We start from the raw sequence: 17,205 nt of genomic DNA, 5'->3' as shown, positions 1-17,205 counted from the left end.
CCGTGTTGTCGGCTATTCGAGGAAGGTCTTTGGATCGACCGGCGCGGAGTTCTTGCGCACCTCGAAATGCAGCTTCGGCCTGTCGGTGGTGCCGCTCATGCCGGATGTCGCGATTTCCTGGCCGCGCTTGACCTTCTCGCCGCGCGCCACCTTCAATGCGCTGGCATGGCCATAGACGGTGACGAGGCCGTTCTCGTGGCGCACCAGCACCGTGTTGCCGAATTCCTTCAAGCCATCGCCGGCATAGATGACGACGCCGTTTTCCGCGGCTTTCACCGGCGTGCCTTCCGGCACCGCGATGTCGATGCCGTCGCCGTTCTTGCCGCCGCCGGCGCCGTAGCCGGAGATGACACGGCCGCGAACCGGCCAGCGCATGCGGCCGATGCCGGTGGCATCAGGGGCGGCGGCGGTGTCCTGCTCGGCCTGCTCCATCACCTTCTCGGCCTTTTTCGGCGGCGTGTAGGTGGCGGTCTCGGCCTTCGCGTTCGGGTCGGTGGCGCCGGTGGTGACCTTGTCGACCTTGGCGGGGGCAGCGGCGGCGACCTGTGCCGCGCCGGCAGCCGGCACGGTCAATGTCTGGCCGACCCGGATCAACCCGTCCTGGAGGCCGTTGGCCTGTTTCAGCGCGGCAACGCCGACGCCGGTCTTCCTGGCAATCCGCGACAGAGTATCGCCTTCCTGGACCTTGTAGGTTCCCGGAGCATCGGCGTTCTTGGCGGTCGGCGCGGTCGCGGCGAGAGGCTGCGCCGCTTCGCCTTCCTTGACCTTGGGCGGCTGCGGCAGCACGGCGACCTTGTCGGTCGGCGCGCCGCTGGGCAGCGGCACCTTGTGAGCCGGCACATCATATTTCGTGCCGCGCGAGGATTTCGCCTCGGCAACATTCGGATTGCTGTCGGGAGCCGAAACGCCGGCCTTGTCCGAGTAGACATAGGTCGGGATGATGACCTTCTGGCCGGCCTGCAGCCCAGCGGACTGGTTGAGGCCATTGGCCTTCATGATCACGTCGGCGGGCACGCCGAAGCGCCGCGACAGGTTGTAGACCGTCTCGCCTTCCTTGGCGGTGACCTGGCTGCCGCCGGCGCGCGACCAGCCCTTGATATCCTCGCCCGCGGCCTGCGCCGCCGGGGCGGGCTGCTTGACGGTGCCGGTGACGGTGTCGTCGACGGCGGGAGCGGAAGCGACCGGCGCGAGGGTTGGAGACGGGGAACGAACCGGCTGCGTCGCGACGGGGGCCATCACGGGCTGCTGTGAACTCGCGACCTGCGTTCCGGCCACCGGCGGAAGCGTCGAACGCCCGACCGGGCTGCGCGAGACATCGACCGGCTGCACCGCCTGGCGGTTCGCCGCCGAGGTGTCGACCTGCGCAGCCTGCCCGGCCGGATAAGGCTGGCTGGCCGGCGGGATGATCTGGCGCTGGTTCGTGGTGGAGGTGAATATGTCGTCGACACCGCCGAAGCGCGCCGCACCGGAACTGCAACCCGCAGCAAGGCCACCGACAAGGAGAATGGCAGCACTGCGCGCCAGAATACGCTGGCTCTTGTTCAATTGACTCAACCGCATCGCTTTAACCCGCGCGTACCCAACACAACTGGGTATGATTAAAGCGCGTTAATGTTACCGGGCGGTTAAGACGCGATTCGCAAACGAGAAATTTCTTTGTGAATCCAAAAGGCTGCTCAAATCACCGCAGCCAAGCCCTTGACCATCGGCTGCAACCGCACTTTGGCGATGTCCTCGCGCTCGAAGCGGCTGCCGATCTTGGTGAGCTTGGCGAGGACCTGTTCCTCCTCCGCCGGGCCGATCGGCGCGATCATGATGCCGTTGGTCGACAGCTGATCGACGAAAGCGCGCGGCAGGTTGTCGAACGCCGCCCAGACGACGATGCGGTCGAACGGCCCCTCGCCCGGCAGCCCGTTGTAGCCGTCGGCCTGCCGTGCGAATGCGTTGACGAGGCCGAGCGCATCGAGGCGCTGCTTCGCCTGTTCGGCGAGCGTCTTGTAGCGGTCGACGGTGACCACCCGCGCGGCGAGCCGCGCCATCACCGCCGCGGTGAACCCCGACCCGGTACCGACTTCCAGGACACGGTGACCGGGTTCGAGCTGCAGCGCCGCGATGACCGCCGCCTGCAGGTCAGCACCCTCCAGCGTCTCGCCGCACTCGATCGGCACCATGCGGTCCGACCAGGCGACGGACTGCCAGGGGGTGGGCACGAAGGTCTTGCGCGGCGTCGCTTCCATTGCCGCGACCAGATCCCTGGGCGGCGTGCCGAGCGCGCGCAAGCGCAGCAGGAAAGCAGCAAAACCCTCGCGATCGTCGACAATCGTGTTCATGCAAGCGCCTTCGCCAGACTGTCCTTCACTTCATGCGCGGTGAGGTCGAGCTTCAGCGGCGTCACCGACACGGACTTGCTTTTCACCGCGTGGACGTCGGTGCCTTCGCGCAATTCGGGAGGCTCGCGGCCGAAGCGCAGCCAGAAGTACGGAAAGCCGCGGCCGTCGGCGCGCTCGTCGATCCACAGGCTGTGAACCAGCTTGCCCTGGGTAGTGACCAGCGTGGCCTCGACCTCCTCCGGCGGGCAGTTCGGGAAATTCACGTTGAGGAACGTGCCGGCCGGCAGGTCGATGCCGATCAGCTTCTCCAGTAGCGCCGGCGCCAGCGCCTCGACCGTCTCCCACGGCACCAGCCGGGCGCTGCCCTCGACACTGTAGGCCTGGCTCAGCGCGATCGAGCGGATGCCGAGCATGGTGCCTTCCATGGCGCCGGCGACGGTGCCGGAATAGGTGACGTCGTCGGCGAGGTTGGCGCCGGAATTGACGCCCGACAGGATGAGATCCGGCGGCTCCGGCATGATTTTGCGCACGCCCATGATGACGCAATCGGTCGGCGTGCCGCGCACGGCGTAATGCCGGTCGCTGATCTTGCGCAGCCTGAGCGGTTCGGAAATGGACAGCGAGTGGGCAAAGCCCGACTGGTCGGTCTCCGGCGCGACGACCCAGACGTCGTCGGAAATGGTGCGAGCGATGCGCTCAAGCACCGCGAGGCCTTCGGCGTGGATGCCGTCGTCATTGGTGAGCAGGATGCGCATCTAGTTGATCCTGCCTTTCGGCGACAAGGTCAGCGCTCCGTCGCGCCCCCCTCTGGCCTGCCGGCCATCTCCCCCACAGGTGGGGAGATTAGTCGCGTCGCCTGCTCCGCCCAATCGCCAACGTTGACAGAAAGATGCCGACGCTGATGGCAGCTGATCTCCCCCCTTGTGGGGGAGATGGCCGGCAGGCCAGAGGGGGGCAACGTCGAGCATTGTCATTGAAGTCATCACGCGCCGATTCTTTCCAGTCCGCCCATGTAAGGGCGCAGCACTTCAGGAATGGTTACGCTGCCGTCCGCCTCCTGGTAATTTTCCATGACGGCGATCAGCGCGCGGCCGACGGCGGTGCCGGAGCCGTTCAGCGTGTGGACGAAGCGGTTGCCCTTGCCATCCCTGTCCTTGTAGCGGGCGTCCATGCGGCGGGCCTGGAAATCGCCGCAGACCGAGCAGGACGAGATTTCGCGGTAGGCGTTCTGGCCGGGCAGCCAGACCTCGATGTCGTAGGTCTTTTGCGCGCCGAAACCCATGTCGCCGGTGCAGAGCGTCATGGTGCGGAACGGCAGCTCCAGCTTCTTCAGCACCGTCTCGGCGCATTCGGTCATGCGCTCGTGTTCGGCGAGCGAGGATTCCTGGTCGGTGATCGAGACCAGCTCGACCTTGTAGAACTGGTGCTGGCGCAGCATGCCGCGCGTGTCGCGCCCGGCCGAGCCGGCCTCGGAGCGGAAGCACGGGGTGAGCGCGGTGAAGCGCAGCGGCAGTTTTTCGTGCGGCGTGATTTCCTCGCGCACGAGATTGGTGAGCGGGACTTCGGCGGTGGGGATGAGCCACAGACGCGATGCTCCCAAGCGCTCTAAAAATTCCTCCGTCTCAGCACTCAGACGTACAGCTTTCGCATCATCCTCTGGGAATCCTAATCCAAGTAATTCCGACGCTGTGGGTCCTTGAATGGCGCGTGCAAACTTGCGGACAAAATCCTCCAATCGGGGATCGGTGGTTTTGAAAAGATCCTCTGCAAACTTCGGCAGTTGCCCAGTCCCGAACATCGCCTCATCCCGCACCATCAGCGGCGGCTGCACTTCGGTGTAGCCGTGCTCGGTGGTGTGCAGGTCGAGCATGAACTGGCCGATCGCCCGCTCCAGCCGCGCAAGCTGGCCGCTGAGCACGGTGAAGCGCGAGCCGGACAGCTTGGCGGCGCGCTCGAAATCCATCATGCCCAGCTTTTCGCCGATCTCGAAATGCTCCTTCGGCTTGTTGCCCATGCGCGGCTGGCGTTTTGCAATCAGCTCGTCGCCGAAGCGATGGCGTTCGACATTATCGTTTTCGTCCTTGCCGACCGGCACGTCGTTGAGTGGCACGTTGGGGAGAACGGCCAGCGCGTCGGTAAGCGCCTTGTCGAGCTCGCGCTCGGTCGCCTCGCCCGACTGGATAAAGCCCTTGATCTCGGCGACCTCGGCCTTCAGCCTTTCGGCGAGTTCAGAATCCTTGGCGGCCATCGCCTTGCCGATCTCCTTGGAGGCGGCGTTGCGGCGCTCCTGCGCGGCCTGGAGCTTTGCCACATGGGTGCGGCGCGCCTCGTCCCTGGCGATCAGGTCGTCGACCGTGGACTGCGCGTCGTCCGACGACCACGAGCGCTTGGCAAGCGCTTCGGTGAGAGCGTTCGGGTTGTCGCGAATCCATCTGATATCAAGCATGATCCATCCTCAAACAAGGCGAAGAGGGGGTAAACCGCATCCTTGGACGATGCAAGGCGGGGCGAGCAGGGACGGCGGTTTTTTGAAGGGTTGGGCGGTTGGATGGCAATGCCGCGATCCTTCGCGCCGCCCTCTGGCCTGCCGGCCATCTCCCCCACAAGCGGGGAGATCAGTCGCGTCGCCCGCTTCGCCCAATCGCAAACGCCGAAGGAAGAGCGCCACCGTTGATGACAGCCAATCTCCCCACCTGTGGGGGAGATGGCCGGCAGGCCAGAGGGGGGCGCCATAGAACACAAGCATCTCCATTGCCACGCCTGCTTGCCCGGCAAGGCATCAGGCGAGGTCTGGCTCAACTTCACAATCACCATGCTGCCGCCATCAGGAGGTGTCGCGGCGCTCCTCCAGGACGTCGAAGGCGAGGCCGTGCAGGTCTTTCAGGATTTCGTGGATCTCGTGCCTGGATTTTTTCCGGCCCTGCCTTGGGTGCTGGCCGGGTGGACGGCCGGGGCGCAGTGGCCATATGCGGTGCAGGCGACTGCGTCGGCGCGGTTCTCCGGTTGGCGCGGCGGGGTCGCCGTTTCTCTCTTGCGCGATGATCGCGTCGCGGCGCGCCCGCCAGCGGGCGAAGCGTTTTGCCTGGCGCGGCAGGTCGTCGAGGGCAGATGCGAGCGCAGCGAACCGCAGGCCGAGACGTGTGGCACCGACCGGGTCGTCGGGCATGGGCGGACGGCGCGGCGCGATGGGAGACAGCGTGGTGTAGCCGGGCACCGAGATGCGCGGCACGCTGGTGGGAGCGGGACGCCGGGGACGGGTATTCCAGCGCGGAAGCCGGTCGAAAAGCGGCAGTGCCAGCGGGCGGGCGGCGGAGGATTCCGCGATGCCCCCTCCACCGCCTGCGGCGGTCCCCCTCCCCCGTGAACGGGGGAGGATCCAGGTCGTGCCGGCGGCGCCGCTGATCCTCCCCTGCGAAGCGGGGGACCACGCGGAGCGTGGTGGAGGGGGCGGAACGACAATGCCACGCGCCGCCACGATGATGAGCCGCCGGGTAGCGGCTTCGGCAGGCCTGAGCAGTCGGAGCACGGCGGTGTGGAGGTGGCGGGGAAGGGTCGATGCCGGGGACAGTTTACTTTTTTCCGCCAGCGCCAAATCTTGAGGCAGCGCGCCTTCCTGCGGAAAGAAAGTAAACTGTCCCCGGAGCCCCACCATGGCGACGAGCGCGGCCAGGATGCGCTTCAGCGCCTCCGTGTTCCGCTCGATCGCCAGGTTCCAGTCCATCGTCCCGTGTTTTCCTTTCCGCAGCCGACGGGAGAATTATGCGGGAGGGTTAGAGGGAGTGGACAAATGCGAGAAAAAATTCCTGACAGATGGTGACATGGACGATGAAAGCATTCTGCACCGCCTCACGCTTCAGCGGTGTTCCGGCATGGATTCCCGACACGCTCCGCTCGTTCCTCGCTCACGCGGTCGGGAATGACGCGTTTCTTTTAACGGCTCCGCAAATCGCGAACATTGAATGAGGAGTTCTTTACGCCTCCGCAAGTCGCCAACATCGAAGGCTGGCGGGACGTACAATGTAGTCCGTCATTCCCGACCGCGTGAGCGAGGAACGAGCGGAGCGTGTCGGGAATCCATGCTGTTAGGTCGATGACAGGAGAGGACGGACCAAGGAGGAGCGTCATCTGGACCGCAGCTTCACTGCCGAAAGGTCCACGGCATGGTTCCCAGTACTACGCGACGGCCTTCGGTCTGCTTCGACCTGGGATGACGTAGAGGTTGTACCGAGAGCTTGCGTTCCTTCGCGCCCCCCTCTGGCCTGCCGGCCATCTCCCCCACGGGTGGGGAGATTAGGCGCGTCACCCGCCTCGCCCAATCCCAAACGCTGAAGGAAGAGTACAACCTTGCCGCTTCTCCCTCGCAAGGGGGAGATAATGCCAGCCTTACGAAGCCGCCGGGGTTGTCGTGGTTTCCGCGGCCGCTTCCTGCTTCTCGGCGGCGAGCTTTTCTTCCTCGCGCTTCTTTTCGACCATGCGGGCGGTCCAGATGGAAATCTCGTAGAGGAGGATGGTCGGGATCGCCAGGCCGATCTGGCTGACCGGATCGGGCGGCGTCAGCACAGCGGCGACGACGAAGGCGATGACGATCGCCCATTTGCGCTTTTCGCGCAGGCCTTCGGAACTCAGGAGGCCGACACGCGCCATCAGCGTCGTCACCACCGGCAGTTGGAAGACCAGGCCGAAGGAGAAGATCAGCGTCATGATGAGGCTGAGATATTCCGACACTTTCGGCAAAAGCGAGATCTGCACGTCGTTGCCGGGGCCGGTCTGCTGCATGGCGAGGAAGAACCACATGACCATCGGCGTGAAGAAGAAATAGACCAGCGAGGCGCCCATGAGGAACAGGATCGGCGAGGCGATGAGGAACGGCAGGAAGGCGCCGCGCTCGTTCTTGTAGAGGCCGGGCGCGACGAATTTGTAGATCTGCGCGGCGATCAGCGGAAAGGCAATGACCAGCCCGCCGAACATCGCCAGCTTGACCTGGGTGAAGAAAAATTCCTGCGGCGCCGTGTAGATGAGCTCGACATTGTGCGAATCGAGGCCGGCCCAATCGGTCGCCCATTTGAACGGGATGACCAGAAGGTTGAAAAGCTGCTTGGCAAAATAGAAGCAGACCAGGAAGGCGACGAAAAAGCCGCCAAGCGCCCACATCAGGCGCGAGCGCAGCTCGATCAGGTGCTCGATCAGCGGCGCCGACGATTTGTCGATGTCTTCGTCTTCGGCGCTCACGAGGCGGTTCCCGCTTTTTTCCTGGCCGTAGCCGGCGCCTTGGCTTTCGCCGGCGCCCGGGAGGCAATCTTCTTGGCCGGAGCGGCTTTCGCGGCGGGCTTTGCCGGCGCAGCTTTTGCGGCCGGCTTAACGGCAGGCTTTGCCGCCGCCGATTTCGGCGAGGCTTTCGCCGAGGCGGCTTTCACCGGGGCGGCCTTTGCCTTGGCGGCAGGCGCCTTGACCAGACCATCGGCTGCCGTGGCGGGCGCCGGATCAGCCATGACCGGGAACGCGGGTGCCGCCGGCATTGCAGCCGGCCCCTCGACGCCCGGCATCACGGTGGCGCCGTTCTTCAGCGGCTCGGCGGCATGAACCTCGGGCTTTGCCGGCTCGGCAGGCTTGCCGCCCGGCTGTTTCAACGAGTCGAGGCCGGCCCGCACGTCCTGCGCCGCCTTTTCGAACGGGTTGAGCTGCTTCTTGATCTCGCTGCGCGGATCGAGGCTGCGCAGCTGGTCGACCGACTTCTTGACATCGTCAAGCTCGGCCTCCTTCAACGCCTCGTTGAACTGTTTCTGGAAATCGCCAGCCATCGACCTGAGTTTCGCCGTCGTCTTGCCGAAGGTGCGCAGCATGCGCGGCAAATCCTTCGGTCCGACGACGACGATCATCACAATCGCGATGACCAGCATTTCGGTCCAGCCGATGTCAAACATACGTCTCGTTCCGGCTAAAGAGCGCGCGGGTCACCAGGACCCGGCAATCAGGACTTCGTCGCCTTTTGCTTGGCCGCGTTGACAGTCTCGTCGTTGCGGTGCTCGACGGTCTTGGCGTTTTCCGCCTCGTCCTCGTCCGTCATGCCCTTCTTGAAGCTCTTGATGCCCTTGGCCATGTCGCCCATCAGTTCGGGGATCTTGCCGCGTCCGAACAGGAGCAGCACGACCACAAGCACGATGAGCCAGTGCCAGATTGAAAAGGAACCCATTGTTTTTGTCTCTCTTTCGACCGTTTCCCTAGACCTTCAGGTGATGCCGGCTATTATTTTTCGGCTCGGCTGACCTGAAGCTTCCTTTATTCCATACTGATTTATGCGCTTTCGGTCTGTCTTTCAAACACAAGCACATCGGACTTTCTCAGCGACAGGTAAATATCGCGTGCGCCGGCGGACAAAGCGCCGCACCTGACGCGCGCCCTGACCGGCGTTTCCGACCCCTGTACTGCCAGATCGAGCAGCTCGACAACACCAAGATAACGGCGCGAAAGGACGCGGGCGGCGACCTCGCCGGCGTCTTCGCTGACGTCGAAACCCGCCATGCGCACGGCAACCGTCGCCGGGGCGCCCTCGTCCAGGCCGGGTGCGGCGATGCTGCCGAGCGGGGTATCCGCCATTCCGCCGCGCACTTTTGCGTCGAAGACATTGAGTTCGGAGAAGAAACCGGCGGCGAAGAGATCGACAGGCCGCTGGTAAAGTTCCTCGGCCTTGCCGACCTGCACGAGGCGGCCGTTCTTCAGCAGCGCGATGCGGTCGCCCATGCGCATCGCTTCCTCGGCATCGTGGGTGACGACGATGGCCGTGGCGCGGCTGTGGCGCAATATGTCGAGCGTTTCGGCGCGCACGCTATCCTTCAGCCGCGAATCCAGGCCGGAAAACGGCTCGTCCATCAAAAGCACGGAGGGTCGCGGGGCGAGTGCGCGGGCGAGCGCGACGCGCTGCTGCTCGCCGCCGGACAGCACATGCGGATAGGACGCGGCGTAGTGTTCAAGGCCGACCCGCGACAGCGCGATCATCGCCTCACGCTTCGATTCCTCGCGCGACAGCGCAGTCAGGCCGAAACGCACATTGTCGAGGATGGTCAGATGCGGAAATAGTGCGAAATCTTGGAAAACCAGGCCGATGGAGCGCTTTTCCGGCGGCAGGAACACCGACGGGCCGGCGATTTCGCGATCGTTCATCAGCACGCGGCCGGTGGCCTGGCTCTCGATGCCGGCGGCGATACGGAGCAGCGTCGTCTTGCCCGAGCCGGAAGGCCCAAGTAGGCACAGCACCTCGCCAGGCTCAGCCGACAGGGTGAGGTCGTGCAGCGTTTCGCTGTGCGAATTGAAGGCGTGGCTGATGTTCTCGAAGGACAGGCGCGCGGCGAAGGTGACGCCGGCGGTGACGCGCGATGCCGGGTGCTGTTCCTGCGTTGCCAACGAAAAACCTTCGGATGCCTGACCAGTTTACGGTCAATCATCCTCGACGCGGGGTGTCAACAGGCCGAGTTCCTCGAGGTCGATGTCGGTCAGCGGATCCTCGTCCTCGGTGAGCATGTCGGGATCGGACGGCGGCACCGGCATCGAGAAGTTGGACGGCATGCGGGTGGACAAGAGCCCTGCCCCCTTCAGCTCTTCCATGCCGGGCAAGTCGCGGATCTCCTCGAGCTGGAAATGGTCGAGGAATTTTTCCGTGGTGCCGTAGGTGACCGGGCGGCCCGGCGTGCGGCGGCGGCCGCGCATCCTCACCCATTCGGTCTCCAGCAGCGTGTCGAGCGTGCCCTTGGAGGTCTCGACACCGCGGATGTCCTCGATCTCGGCGCGGGTGACCGGCTGGTGGTAGGCGATTATCGCCAAAACTTCGAGGGCGGCGCGCGACAGCTTCTTCTGCTGTACGGCGTCGCGGCTCATCAGGAAGGCAAGGTCGCCGGCGGTGCGGAAGGCCCAGCCGTCGCCGACATGGACGAGGTTGACGCCGCGCTTCTCGTAGACCTTCCGCAGCTCCGCCATGACGGCGGCAATGTCGACGCCTTCCGGCAGGCGGCCGACGAGCTGCTTTTCGGAGACCGGCTCGGCGCTGGCGAACACCAGCGCCTCGGCCATGCGCATTGCCTCGGACAGGAACAGCCGCCCGGCGGGATTGTCGTCATGCATGTCGCCGTCTGCCTCCTCGTCGATAACGAAGGGGATGATCGCCGCATTCCGGCTGTCGCTCATGTCGTCACCTCGATGGCCTTCGGCGATTGCTGCCGGTTGCGCATGTAAAGCGGCGCGAACGCCTCATGCTGGCGGACTTCGATCCGGCCTTCGCGCACCATTTCCAGCGACGCCGCGAAGGAACTGGCAAGCGCGGTCGCCCGGTCCTCGGGGCTGACCAGATATTTGACCAGGAAACTGTCGAGCGCGGTCCAGTCGCGGAACTCGCCAACCATGCGGGTCAGGATATCGCGCGCCTGCTTCAACGACCACACGCCGCGCTTGGCGATCTGCACGTTGGTGATCGCCTGGCGCTGCCGCTGCGAGGCATAGGCGGTGAGCAGGTCGTAGAGCGAGGCCGAATATTCGTTGCGCTTCTCGATGATGACCAGTTCCGGCATGCCGCGGGCGAACACGTCGCGGCCGAGCCGGTTGCGGTTGACGAGGCGTGCGGCGGCATCGCGCATCGCCTCCAGCCGCTTCAGCCGGAACTGCAGCACGGCGGCCATTTCCTCGCCGCTCTCGCCGTCGTCGCCGGGCTGCTTGGGAATGAGCAGCCTGGATTTGAGGTAGGCGAGCCACGCCGCCATGACGAGGTAGTCGGCGGCGAGTTCGAGCCGCAACGCCCGCGCCTGCTCGACGAAGACCAGATATTGCTCGGCGAGCGCCAGAATGGAAATGCGCGCCAGGTCGACCTTCTGGTTGCGCGCGAGATGCAGGAGCAGGTCGAGCGGGCCTTCGAAGCCAGCGACATCGACAACCAGCGACGGCTCGCTGACACCGCGCGAATCGTCGTTCTCGGCCCAGAGACGATCCATCGGCGCGGCCTTGCTGCCGCCTTTGCTGTCGACCGTCTCGGCCACGTCCTTCTCCTAAATGCGGAGGTCAGGCCACCGCATCGAAATATCCGGCGAACTCCGCGCGGACTTCTGTTTCATTCTTCGCGTCGCCGGCCTTGATGTAGCTCAAGGCGCGGTCGGCGCGTTGCAGCGATTTTCCGGCAAGGACCCCGGTGCGCGACGCAATTCCCGCCATCTCCTCCATCACGCCGTTGCAGTGAAGAACCAGATCGACGCCCGCCGCAAGGATGCCGGCGGCTTTCTCCGGGAAATCCCCAGAAAGTGCTTTCATCGAGGTGTCGTCGCTCATCAACAGGCCATCGAAGCCGATCTCGCCGCGGATGATTTCCTGCACCACCTTGCCGGACGTGGTCGCCGGGTTGTCCGGATCGATGGCGCTGTAGACGACATGCGCGGTCATCGCCGCCGGCAGATGGTTTAGCGCCTTGAACGGCGCGAAATCATGGCTTCTCAACTCGGCAAGCGGCGCATCGACGACCGGCAACTCGAAATGCGTGTCCGAAAAGGCGCGGCCGTGGCCGGGAATATGCTTCATGACCGGCAGCATGCCGCCGTCCATCAACCCTTGCGCCGCCGCACGGCCGAGTTCGGCGACGATCTCCGGCTGCTTGCCGTAGGCGCGCGCGCCGATGACATCGCTGGCGCCTTCGATCGGCACATCGAGCACCGGCAGGCAGTCGGCGGTGATGCCGAAGCGGGTGAGGTCGAAGGCATGCAGCCGCGCCAAAAGCCAGGCGGAGCGCAGGCCGGCCTCGCGGTCCTGCCTGTAGAGCGCGCCGACGGCGGCGCCCGCCGGATAATTCGGCGCCAGCGGCGGGCGCAGCCGCTGCACGCGGCCGCCCTCCTGGTCGATGAACACCGGCGCATCGGGACGACCGACGCTTTCGCGCAGGGACAGAACGAGATCCCTGATCTGTTCCGGCTCGCCGATGTTGCGGGCGAACAGAATGAAGCCCCACGGCCGCTCGCCGCGGTAGAAGCGGATTTCATCAGGGGTCAAAACTTTCCCGGAACAACCCAGGATCATGGATTTTGATTCGGTCATGACGCCGATTCTAGCGCGAAGCGCGGATTTGCGCACCTGTTACGGGAAATGGGCGGCGGGTCAGGTTGAATTTCCGGAAAGGGTGGGTAGCCAATCCCCTATTCAGTCGCCGAGTACTCACGGCCGAACGCGGATGACCGCCTTCCCGGCGCGTCGCTCGGTCGAGTTGAAGGTGGCGACGGCATCGTCGAGGGCGGAGACTTTGCCGATGTTCGTCCGCAGTCGCCCGTCCCGCACCCGCTGGACGATCTCGCTCAGTTGGGCACGATCGGACTCGACGACGAAGTCAACCGCCAGGCCGTCCGTGGGCCGCGACTCGGCCGGTCCGACGACGGTCACCAGCATACCTCCGGCTCGGATCAGAGCCGCGGACCGCTTCTGGATGTCGCCGCCTATGACATCGAACACCAGATCGACTCCGCCGACGTCTTCCAAGGCGTCGGTTTCAAGGTCGACGAATTCATTCGCGCCGAAGTCGAGCGCCTTCTGACGGTCGGCGGCGCGTCCGGTGCCGATGACATAGGCGCCGGCCTCTCGTGCGAGCTGCGCCACCATAGAACCGACTGCGCCGGCCGCGCCGTGCGCAAGCACGCTCTGCCCCGCCTGAAGGCGACCGTGCTGAAACAGTCCCTGCCACGCGGTCAGGCCCGAGATCGGCAGGCTCGCGCCCACCGTGAAGTCGACATCGCCCGGCAGCGGCGCGAGGTTGCGGGCCTCCATGGCTACATACTCCGCCAGTGTGCCGTCGCGATGCCAGTCTGCGAGGCCGAACACCCGCTGTCCCACCGACAGCCCCGTGGTGCCATAGCCGAGCGCGGTGACGACGCCGGCGACTTCGTGCCCAGGGATCGACGGTGTTCGGTCATGGTCGCGGCGATCGGCCCAGGTCGACGGCCACTCCAGTTCGGTGTTGACAAATCCCGCCGCATAAACCTGAACCACGACGTCGTTTATCGCCGCCTGCGGCTCAGGCCGCTCCACCAGTTTCATCCCGGCCGTACCTGCGGCCTGATCCGTTACCACGATTGCTTTCATCGGAATTGCCTCCTCGACCGTTTGTCGCTTTGGTGGACCGCCGGTTGCTGGCGGGTACGGGCAGCGAACCGGAGCGTTCGTCGACGATCTCAGTTGTCGCAGCGCGGAACGAAAATTTCCAATAGCTGGCTTGTATAGTTTCAATACGGGTCGGTAATGCTGCGGGCGAAGCGCCTGCCGGGCCTGAAGGCAGCGCTCGAGGAGCGGTGAAGGAAGAACGATGGAACTCAACCAGATTCGATATTTCCTGAACCTGGCGGACACCCTCAACTTCACCGAAGCGGCCATGCGGAGCGGAGTGTCCCAGCCAACGCTCACCCGAGCGATACAGCGGCTCGAACGAGAGCTGGGCGGAACGCTGGTCTATCGCGATGGAAAAGATAGTCGCCTGACAGCACTTGGCCGCGACATACGATCCGAATTCGCTGCGATCGCGGACCGCGAGCAGCGGGTTCGGGCGATATCCCTCAACCGGGTTCGCGGCCGGCGTGAAAATCTGACGCTGGGCATCGTGAACACCATCGCGCCGGCGCTGATCACCGGGTTCGTCTCGCACGCCCTTCGACAGATGCCGATGCTCGAACTGGTTCTCCAGCCGATCACGCGCGACGAGGGCATGGAGCGCCTCCTCAGCGGCCAAATTGATGGGTGCTTCTGCACGGATCCGACAGCCGGAAGCGCCAAAATCGCCACCGTCGAAATGTTTGGCGAGCGACTGTTGCTGGCGATGGCGCAAGGTCACAACCTAGCAAGCCAGGGCTCGGTTTCGCTTTCGGACCTGTCGGAACAGCCTTACCTCGATCGGCTCCAATGCGAATTCCGCACGCGCGTGCAAAACCATTTGCATGAGCGCGCGATCATCATGATCCCACGGCTCAGATCCGAACGGGAGGATTTGATTCAGCAGGCCGTGGCGGAGGGCGCCGGCGTTTGCATGCTACCCGAGCGCTCGGCAATCGTGGACGGCCTGACATTGCGCCCGGTCGATACGCTGGATTTGTCGCGCACGGTCGCATTCCAGTCGATCTCGGGGTCGGGAACGGCGGCGGCGCTGCGACAGCTCCGCGTGCTCATCGAGCGTTACGGGTGGTCGTGAATTCCGTAGGGCATGTCAGTGGCACATCGAAACTATAGTCGGGGCGCGGCTTGCGCCGCGCCCCGACTAAAAACGATCTGCTGCCAGTTACTTCGAGACGAAGCAGTTGCCGCCGGCGGCCTTGTCGCTTTCGCCGAGCGAGATGGCGTCGTTGCGCGAGCCGGTCGGCACGCGGACGCGCCAGAAGGCGCCCTTGCCGGCGGACTTCAGATCAGCCTGCGCTGCTCGGCACCGGCGTGTTGAGCAGCTGCTGCTCCCAAAGATACGCGATGCCGCTGCCGCCGAAGTGCTGGATGAGAATCTCGGTCAGCTCCTCAACATGCTCGGTGCGCGCCCAATCGCGTTGCCATTCGCCAGCGAGCGCCATCACGGTCATCACGTTCGCGCCGGCCGCGATCATTCGCTGGATGGCAACTTCGTGAGACTCCTTCGAAATGCCGCCCGACGCGTCGGTGATCACGGTCACGTCCCAGCCTTCGCCGGCGGCCTGGATCACAGGCATTGCGACGCAGACCTCGGTCCACAGGCCGGCGATGATCAGCTGCTTGCGGCCGGTCGCCTTGACGACGTTCACCACATTCTCGTCCTGCCAGGTGTTCACCCACGTGCGATCAATGACTTCCTGGTCCGGAAATACGTCGGTGATCTGCTTAAAGAGAAGTCCACCGCGCGCCGCGATCACGCTGGTGAGAATGGTCGGAACATCGAAGGCTTTTGCCAGCTTCGCCAGCGCGGTCGTGAGGTTGACCACGGCTTGCGGATCGTGGCTGTTCAGGTTCGCGAGCTGGTAGGGCTGGTGGTCAATCAGGACGAGGACCGAGTCTTCTGGACGAAGAAGCGAATCGAGGCCGTTGCGAAAGGTCATTGTTGCATCCTTTGCTGCCGTTTGTGAGCGGCACTGGTTTTTCAGGGGAGACATGCGCCAGGGGCGACGTTGCCTGAAACGGACATTGCCGTTCCCTCTCATGATGCGATAGTGCCCTTCCATGGCAAACTGTGTCGCCAAACGGGGAACGCTGGAATGGACATCGAAGAACTGGAGACGTTCGTGGAAGTTGCCGATGCGGGCGGCGTCTCGCCCGCCGCCCGCCGGCTCGGCGTCTCCAAGTCGATCGTCAGCCGGCGGCTCGCCCGGCTCGAAGCGGAACTGGGCGTCCAGCTTGTTGCACGAACCACCCGCGGCGCCGCTCTCACGGAAGCCGGCGTCACGTTTCGAGACCATGCAGCCAAGGTCGTCGCGGAGATCGAAGTGGCCAGGGAAACGATCCTGCCCGCCGGTGACCTTCGCGGCCGCTTGCGAATTGCCGTGCCGCTCTCCTTCGGCCCAACCCAATTCGCTCCCGTGCTCGCGGAAATGGCGCGACGCCACCCCCTGCTCCACGTCCATACCTCCTACAGCGATCGCTTCGTCGATCTCATCGCGGAGGGGTTCGATTGCTCAATCAGGGTTGGCTACCTGCCGGACTCCAACCTGATCGCGAGACGCGTCGGGCCGCTCCACGGGAAGTTCGTCGCAAGCCCCCACTATATCGAAGGGCATGGTTCCCCTGAGACACCGGAGGAACTGGTCGCACATGAAGCCCTCATGCAGGGAACCGAATCCTGGCAGGTCACCAATGGCGACAGGATCGCCACGGTTCAGCCGCAGGGGCGCTTCAAGGCCGACAACGGCACAGCTCTCGCCGTCGCCGCGGCAGCGGGACTCGGCATCGCCTGGCTGCCCGATTGCCTCACCGACGACTATGTGGCCTCCGGCGCGCTGGTTGCAGTCATGACACGCCATCCACCACCGCCAGCGGGCGTCTATGTCGTGCGCCCGCCGGGCCAGTACCCCGCACGGAAAATACAGGTCCTCACCGAATTGCTGATCGAGTGCCTGGAACAGGATCCACGCCTTGAGGGTGCCGGTCGCTAAAGTGATGCGACGCCATGGAATAAGCGGCGGGTCAGCTCGAATTTCCGGAAAGGGTGGTGGCAGACGCGGCCTGCCAGCGCCGTTGCATTGGCGCCGCCTCAGGTCGAAAATGCTCCCATGGAAGCAGTCCGATTTCCCAGGCTCACGACACCAAGGCTCGTGCTTCGGGCGCCGAGCGAACGGGATATCCCGGCATGGTTTGCGCGCACGACGGATGTCGAATCCGCCTCGCTTGCCGGCGATCCTGTTCCCGACGACATAAGCGCAGGCGAGCGATGGATCGCCCGTTCGCGTCAGCGGTTCGCTGACGGCAAGGCGATCAAGTGGTCCATAGACCAGGCAGGAGTAGCGGACGCGATCGGGACGGTAACCCTGTCCTTCGACGCAACCGACGCCAAGGCAGCCGCACTGGGATTTGTGCTGGCGCGTGCGCTTTGGGGGAACGGACTGGGCAGCGAGGCGGCGCGCGAAGTCGTCCGCTATGCCTTTGAAACCCTGGCGCTTGAACAGGTGACGGCCGAGGCGGTGGCGCGCAATTTCGCGTCGCTGCGGATATTGGCGAAGCTCGGCTTCAAACATATCGAGAGCTTCATCGATGAGTCCGACGGCGAGCACTGCGAGCGTTTTGCGCTCGATGGAGGCATCGAATCGCCGTCTGTTGTCGAGCAAAGCGGTGCCAGACTGCCAAGCTGAACCATCCGCCAATAGAGTCGAGACAGGTAAGGACCCTTCGCCTGCCCGATCACGCTCCTGCATGCGTCGCCGGCGAC

The 17,205-nt window shown here is 64.5% G+C and carries 16 protein-coding genes and 2 pseudogenes; 3 read left to right on the top strand and 15 right to left on the bottom strand.

Annotation, left to right across the window (positions count from 1 at the left end; genetic code table 11):
- Positions 1-12: 12 nt before the first annotated feature.
- The 14 genes and pseudogenes from OHD58_RS26875 to OHD58_RS26815 all read right to left on the bottom strand — a co-directional run bounded on the left by OHD58_RS26875 (position 13) and on the right by OHD58_RS26815 (position 13,424).
- The gene (locus OHD58_RS26875) at positions 13-1,560 is read right to left on the bottom strand and encodes a peptidoglycan DD-metalloendopeptidase family protein (protein ID WP_263806701.1); all 1,548 of its coding nucleotides are present in this window, start codon (positions 1,558-1,560) and stop codon (positions 13-15) included.
- Positions 1,561-1,676: 116 nt separating this feature from the next.
- Entirely contained in the window at positions 1,677-2,330 is a 654-nt protein-coding gene (locus OHD58_RS26870) for a protein-L-isoaspartate(D-aspartate) O-methyltransferase (RefSeq protein WP_263806699.1), read from the bottom strand.
- Positions 2,327-3,085, bottom strand: coding sequence for a 5'/3'-nucleotidase SurE (surE, locus tag OHD58_RS26865; RefSeq protein WP_263806698.1), 759 nt, complete (start codon positions 3,083-3,085; stop codon positions 2,327-2,329). Before surE ends, OHD58_RS26870 begins: the two co-directional genes overlap by 4 nt.
- Positions 3,086-3,312: 227 nt before the next feature.
- Positions 3,313-3,918, bottom strand: a pseudogene (gene serS, locus OHD58_RS30645) (serine--tRNA ligase); the annotation flags it as partial.
- A gap of 147 nt (positions 3,919-4,065) precedes the next feature.
- Positions 4,066-4,776, bottom strand: a pseudogene (locus tag OHD58_RS30815) (serine--tRNA ligase); the annotation flags it as partial.
- 378 nt (positions 4,777-5,154) lie between these two features.
- Complete coding sequence (locus OHD58_RS26855) at positions 5,155-6,051, bottom strand: hypothetical protein (RefSeq protein ID WP_263806696.1); 897 nt, start codon at positions 6,049-6,051, stop codon at positions 5,155-5,157.
- A gap of 662 nt (positions 6,052-6,713) precedes the next feature.
- Positions 6,714-7,559, bottom strand: coding sequence for a twin-arginine translocase subunit TatC (tatC, locus tag OHD58_RS26850; RefSeq protein ID WP_263806695.1), 846 nt, complete (start codon positions 7,557-7,559; stop codon positions 6,714-6,716).
- Positions 7,556-8,251, bottom strand: a complete 696-nt coding sequence (gene tatB / locus OHD58_RS26845; protein WP_263806694.1) for a Sec-independent protein translocase protein TatB — start codon at positions 8,249-8,251, stop codon at positions 7,556-7,558. Before tatB ends, tatC begins: the two co-directional genes overlap by 4 nt.
- Positions 8,252-8,298: 47 nt before the next feature.
- Positions 8,299-8,520 (bottom strand): twin-arginine translocase TatA/TatE family subunit, encoded by a 222-nt coding sequence (locus OHD58_RS26840; RefSeq protein WP_263806693.1) that lies wholly within the window; start codon positions 8,518-8,520, stop codon positions 8,299-8,301.
- Positions 8,521-8,621: 101 nt separating this feature from the next.
- Entirely contained in the window at positions 8,622-9,728 is a 1,107-nt protein-coding gene (locus OHD58_RS26835) for an ABC transporter ATP-binding protein (protein ID WP_263806692.1), read from the bottom strand.
- Positions 9,729-9,761: 33 nt separating this feature from the next.
- Positions 9,762-10,505: an SMC-Scp complex subunit ScpB gene (scpB, locus tag OHD58_RS26830; protein WP_263806691.1), complete on the bottom strand. Its 744-nt coding sequence runs from the start codon at positions 10,503-10,505 to the stop codon at positions 9,762-9,764.
- Positions 10,502-11,302, bottom strand: a complete 801-nt coding sequence (locus OHD58_RS26825; RefSeq protein ID WP_263806750.1) for a segregation and condensation protein A — start codon at positions 11,300-11,302, stop codon at positions 10,502-10,504. The genes scpB and OHD58_RS26825 overlap by 4 nt, the downstream gene beginning before the upstream one ends.
- 67 nt (positions 11,303-11,369) lie before the next feature.
- The gene (gene nagZ, locus OHD58_RS26820; protein ID WP_263806690.1) at positions 11,370-12,389 is read right to left on the bottom strand and encodes a beta-N-acetylhexosaminidase; all 1,020 of its coding nucleotides are present in this window, start codon (positions 12,387-12,389) and stop codon (positions 11,370-11,372) included.
- Positions 12,390-12,506: 117 nt separating this feature from the next.
- Entirely contained in the window at positions 12,507-13,424 is a 918-nt protein-coding gene (locus OHD58_RS26815) for an NADP-dependent oxidoreductase (protein WP_263806689.1), read from the bottom strand.
- A gap of 220 nt (positions 13,425-13,644) precedes the next feature.
- Between OHD58_RS26815 and OHD58_RS26810 the strand changes: the two genes are divergently transcribed.
- Positions 13,645-14,520, top strand: a complete 876-nt coding sequence (locus OHD58_RS26810) for a LysR family transcriptional regulator (protein ID WP_263806688.1) — start codon at positions 13,645-13,647, stop codon at positions 14,518-14,520.
- A 211-nt stretch (positions 14,521-14,731) separates the two neighbouring features.
- Here OHD58_RS26810 and OHD58_RS26805 read toward each other — a convergent pair whose 3' ends face one another.
- Positions 14,732-15,385 (bottom strand): hydrolase, encoded by a 654-nt coding sequence (locus OHD58_RS26805; protein ID WP_263806687.1) that lies wholly within the window; start codon positions 15,383-15,385, stop codon positions 14,732-14,734.
- Between the two features lie 156 nt (positions 15,386-15,541).
- Here OHD58_RS26805 and OHD58_RS26800 point away from each other — a divergent pair, with 156 nt between their 5' ends.
- Both OHD58_RS26800 and OHD58_RS26795 read left to right on the top strand, forming a co-directional pair.
- Positions 15,542-16,435: a LysR family transcriptional regulator gene (locus tag OHD58_RS26800; protein ID WP_263806686.1), complete on the top strand. Its 894-nt coding sequence runs from the start codon at positions 15,542-15,544 to the stop codon at positions 16,433-16,435.
- 117 nt (positions 16,436-16,552) lie between these two features.
- Positions 16,553-17,128 (top strand): GNAT family N-acetyltransferase, encoded by a 576-nt coding sequence (locus OHD58_RS26795; protein ID WP_263806685.1) that lies wholly within the window; start codon positions 16,553-16,555, stop codon positions 17,126-17,128.
- The last annotated feature ends 77 nt before the right edge of the window (positions 17,129-17,205 follow it).

The sequence above is a fragment of the Mesorhizobium sp. ZC-5 genome, assembly GCF_025753855.1.
GTDB lineage: Bacteria > Pseudomonadota > Alphaproteobacteria > Rhizobiales > Rhizobiaceae > Neomesorhizobium.
This window is presented reverse-complemented; position numbering and strand designations above follow the sequence as displayed.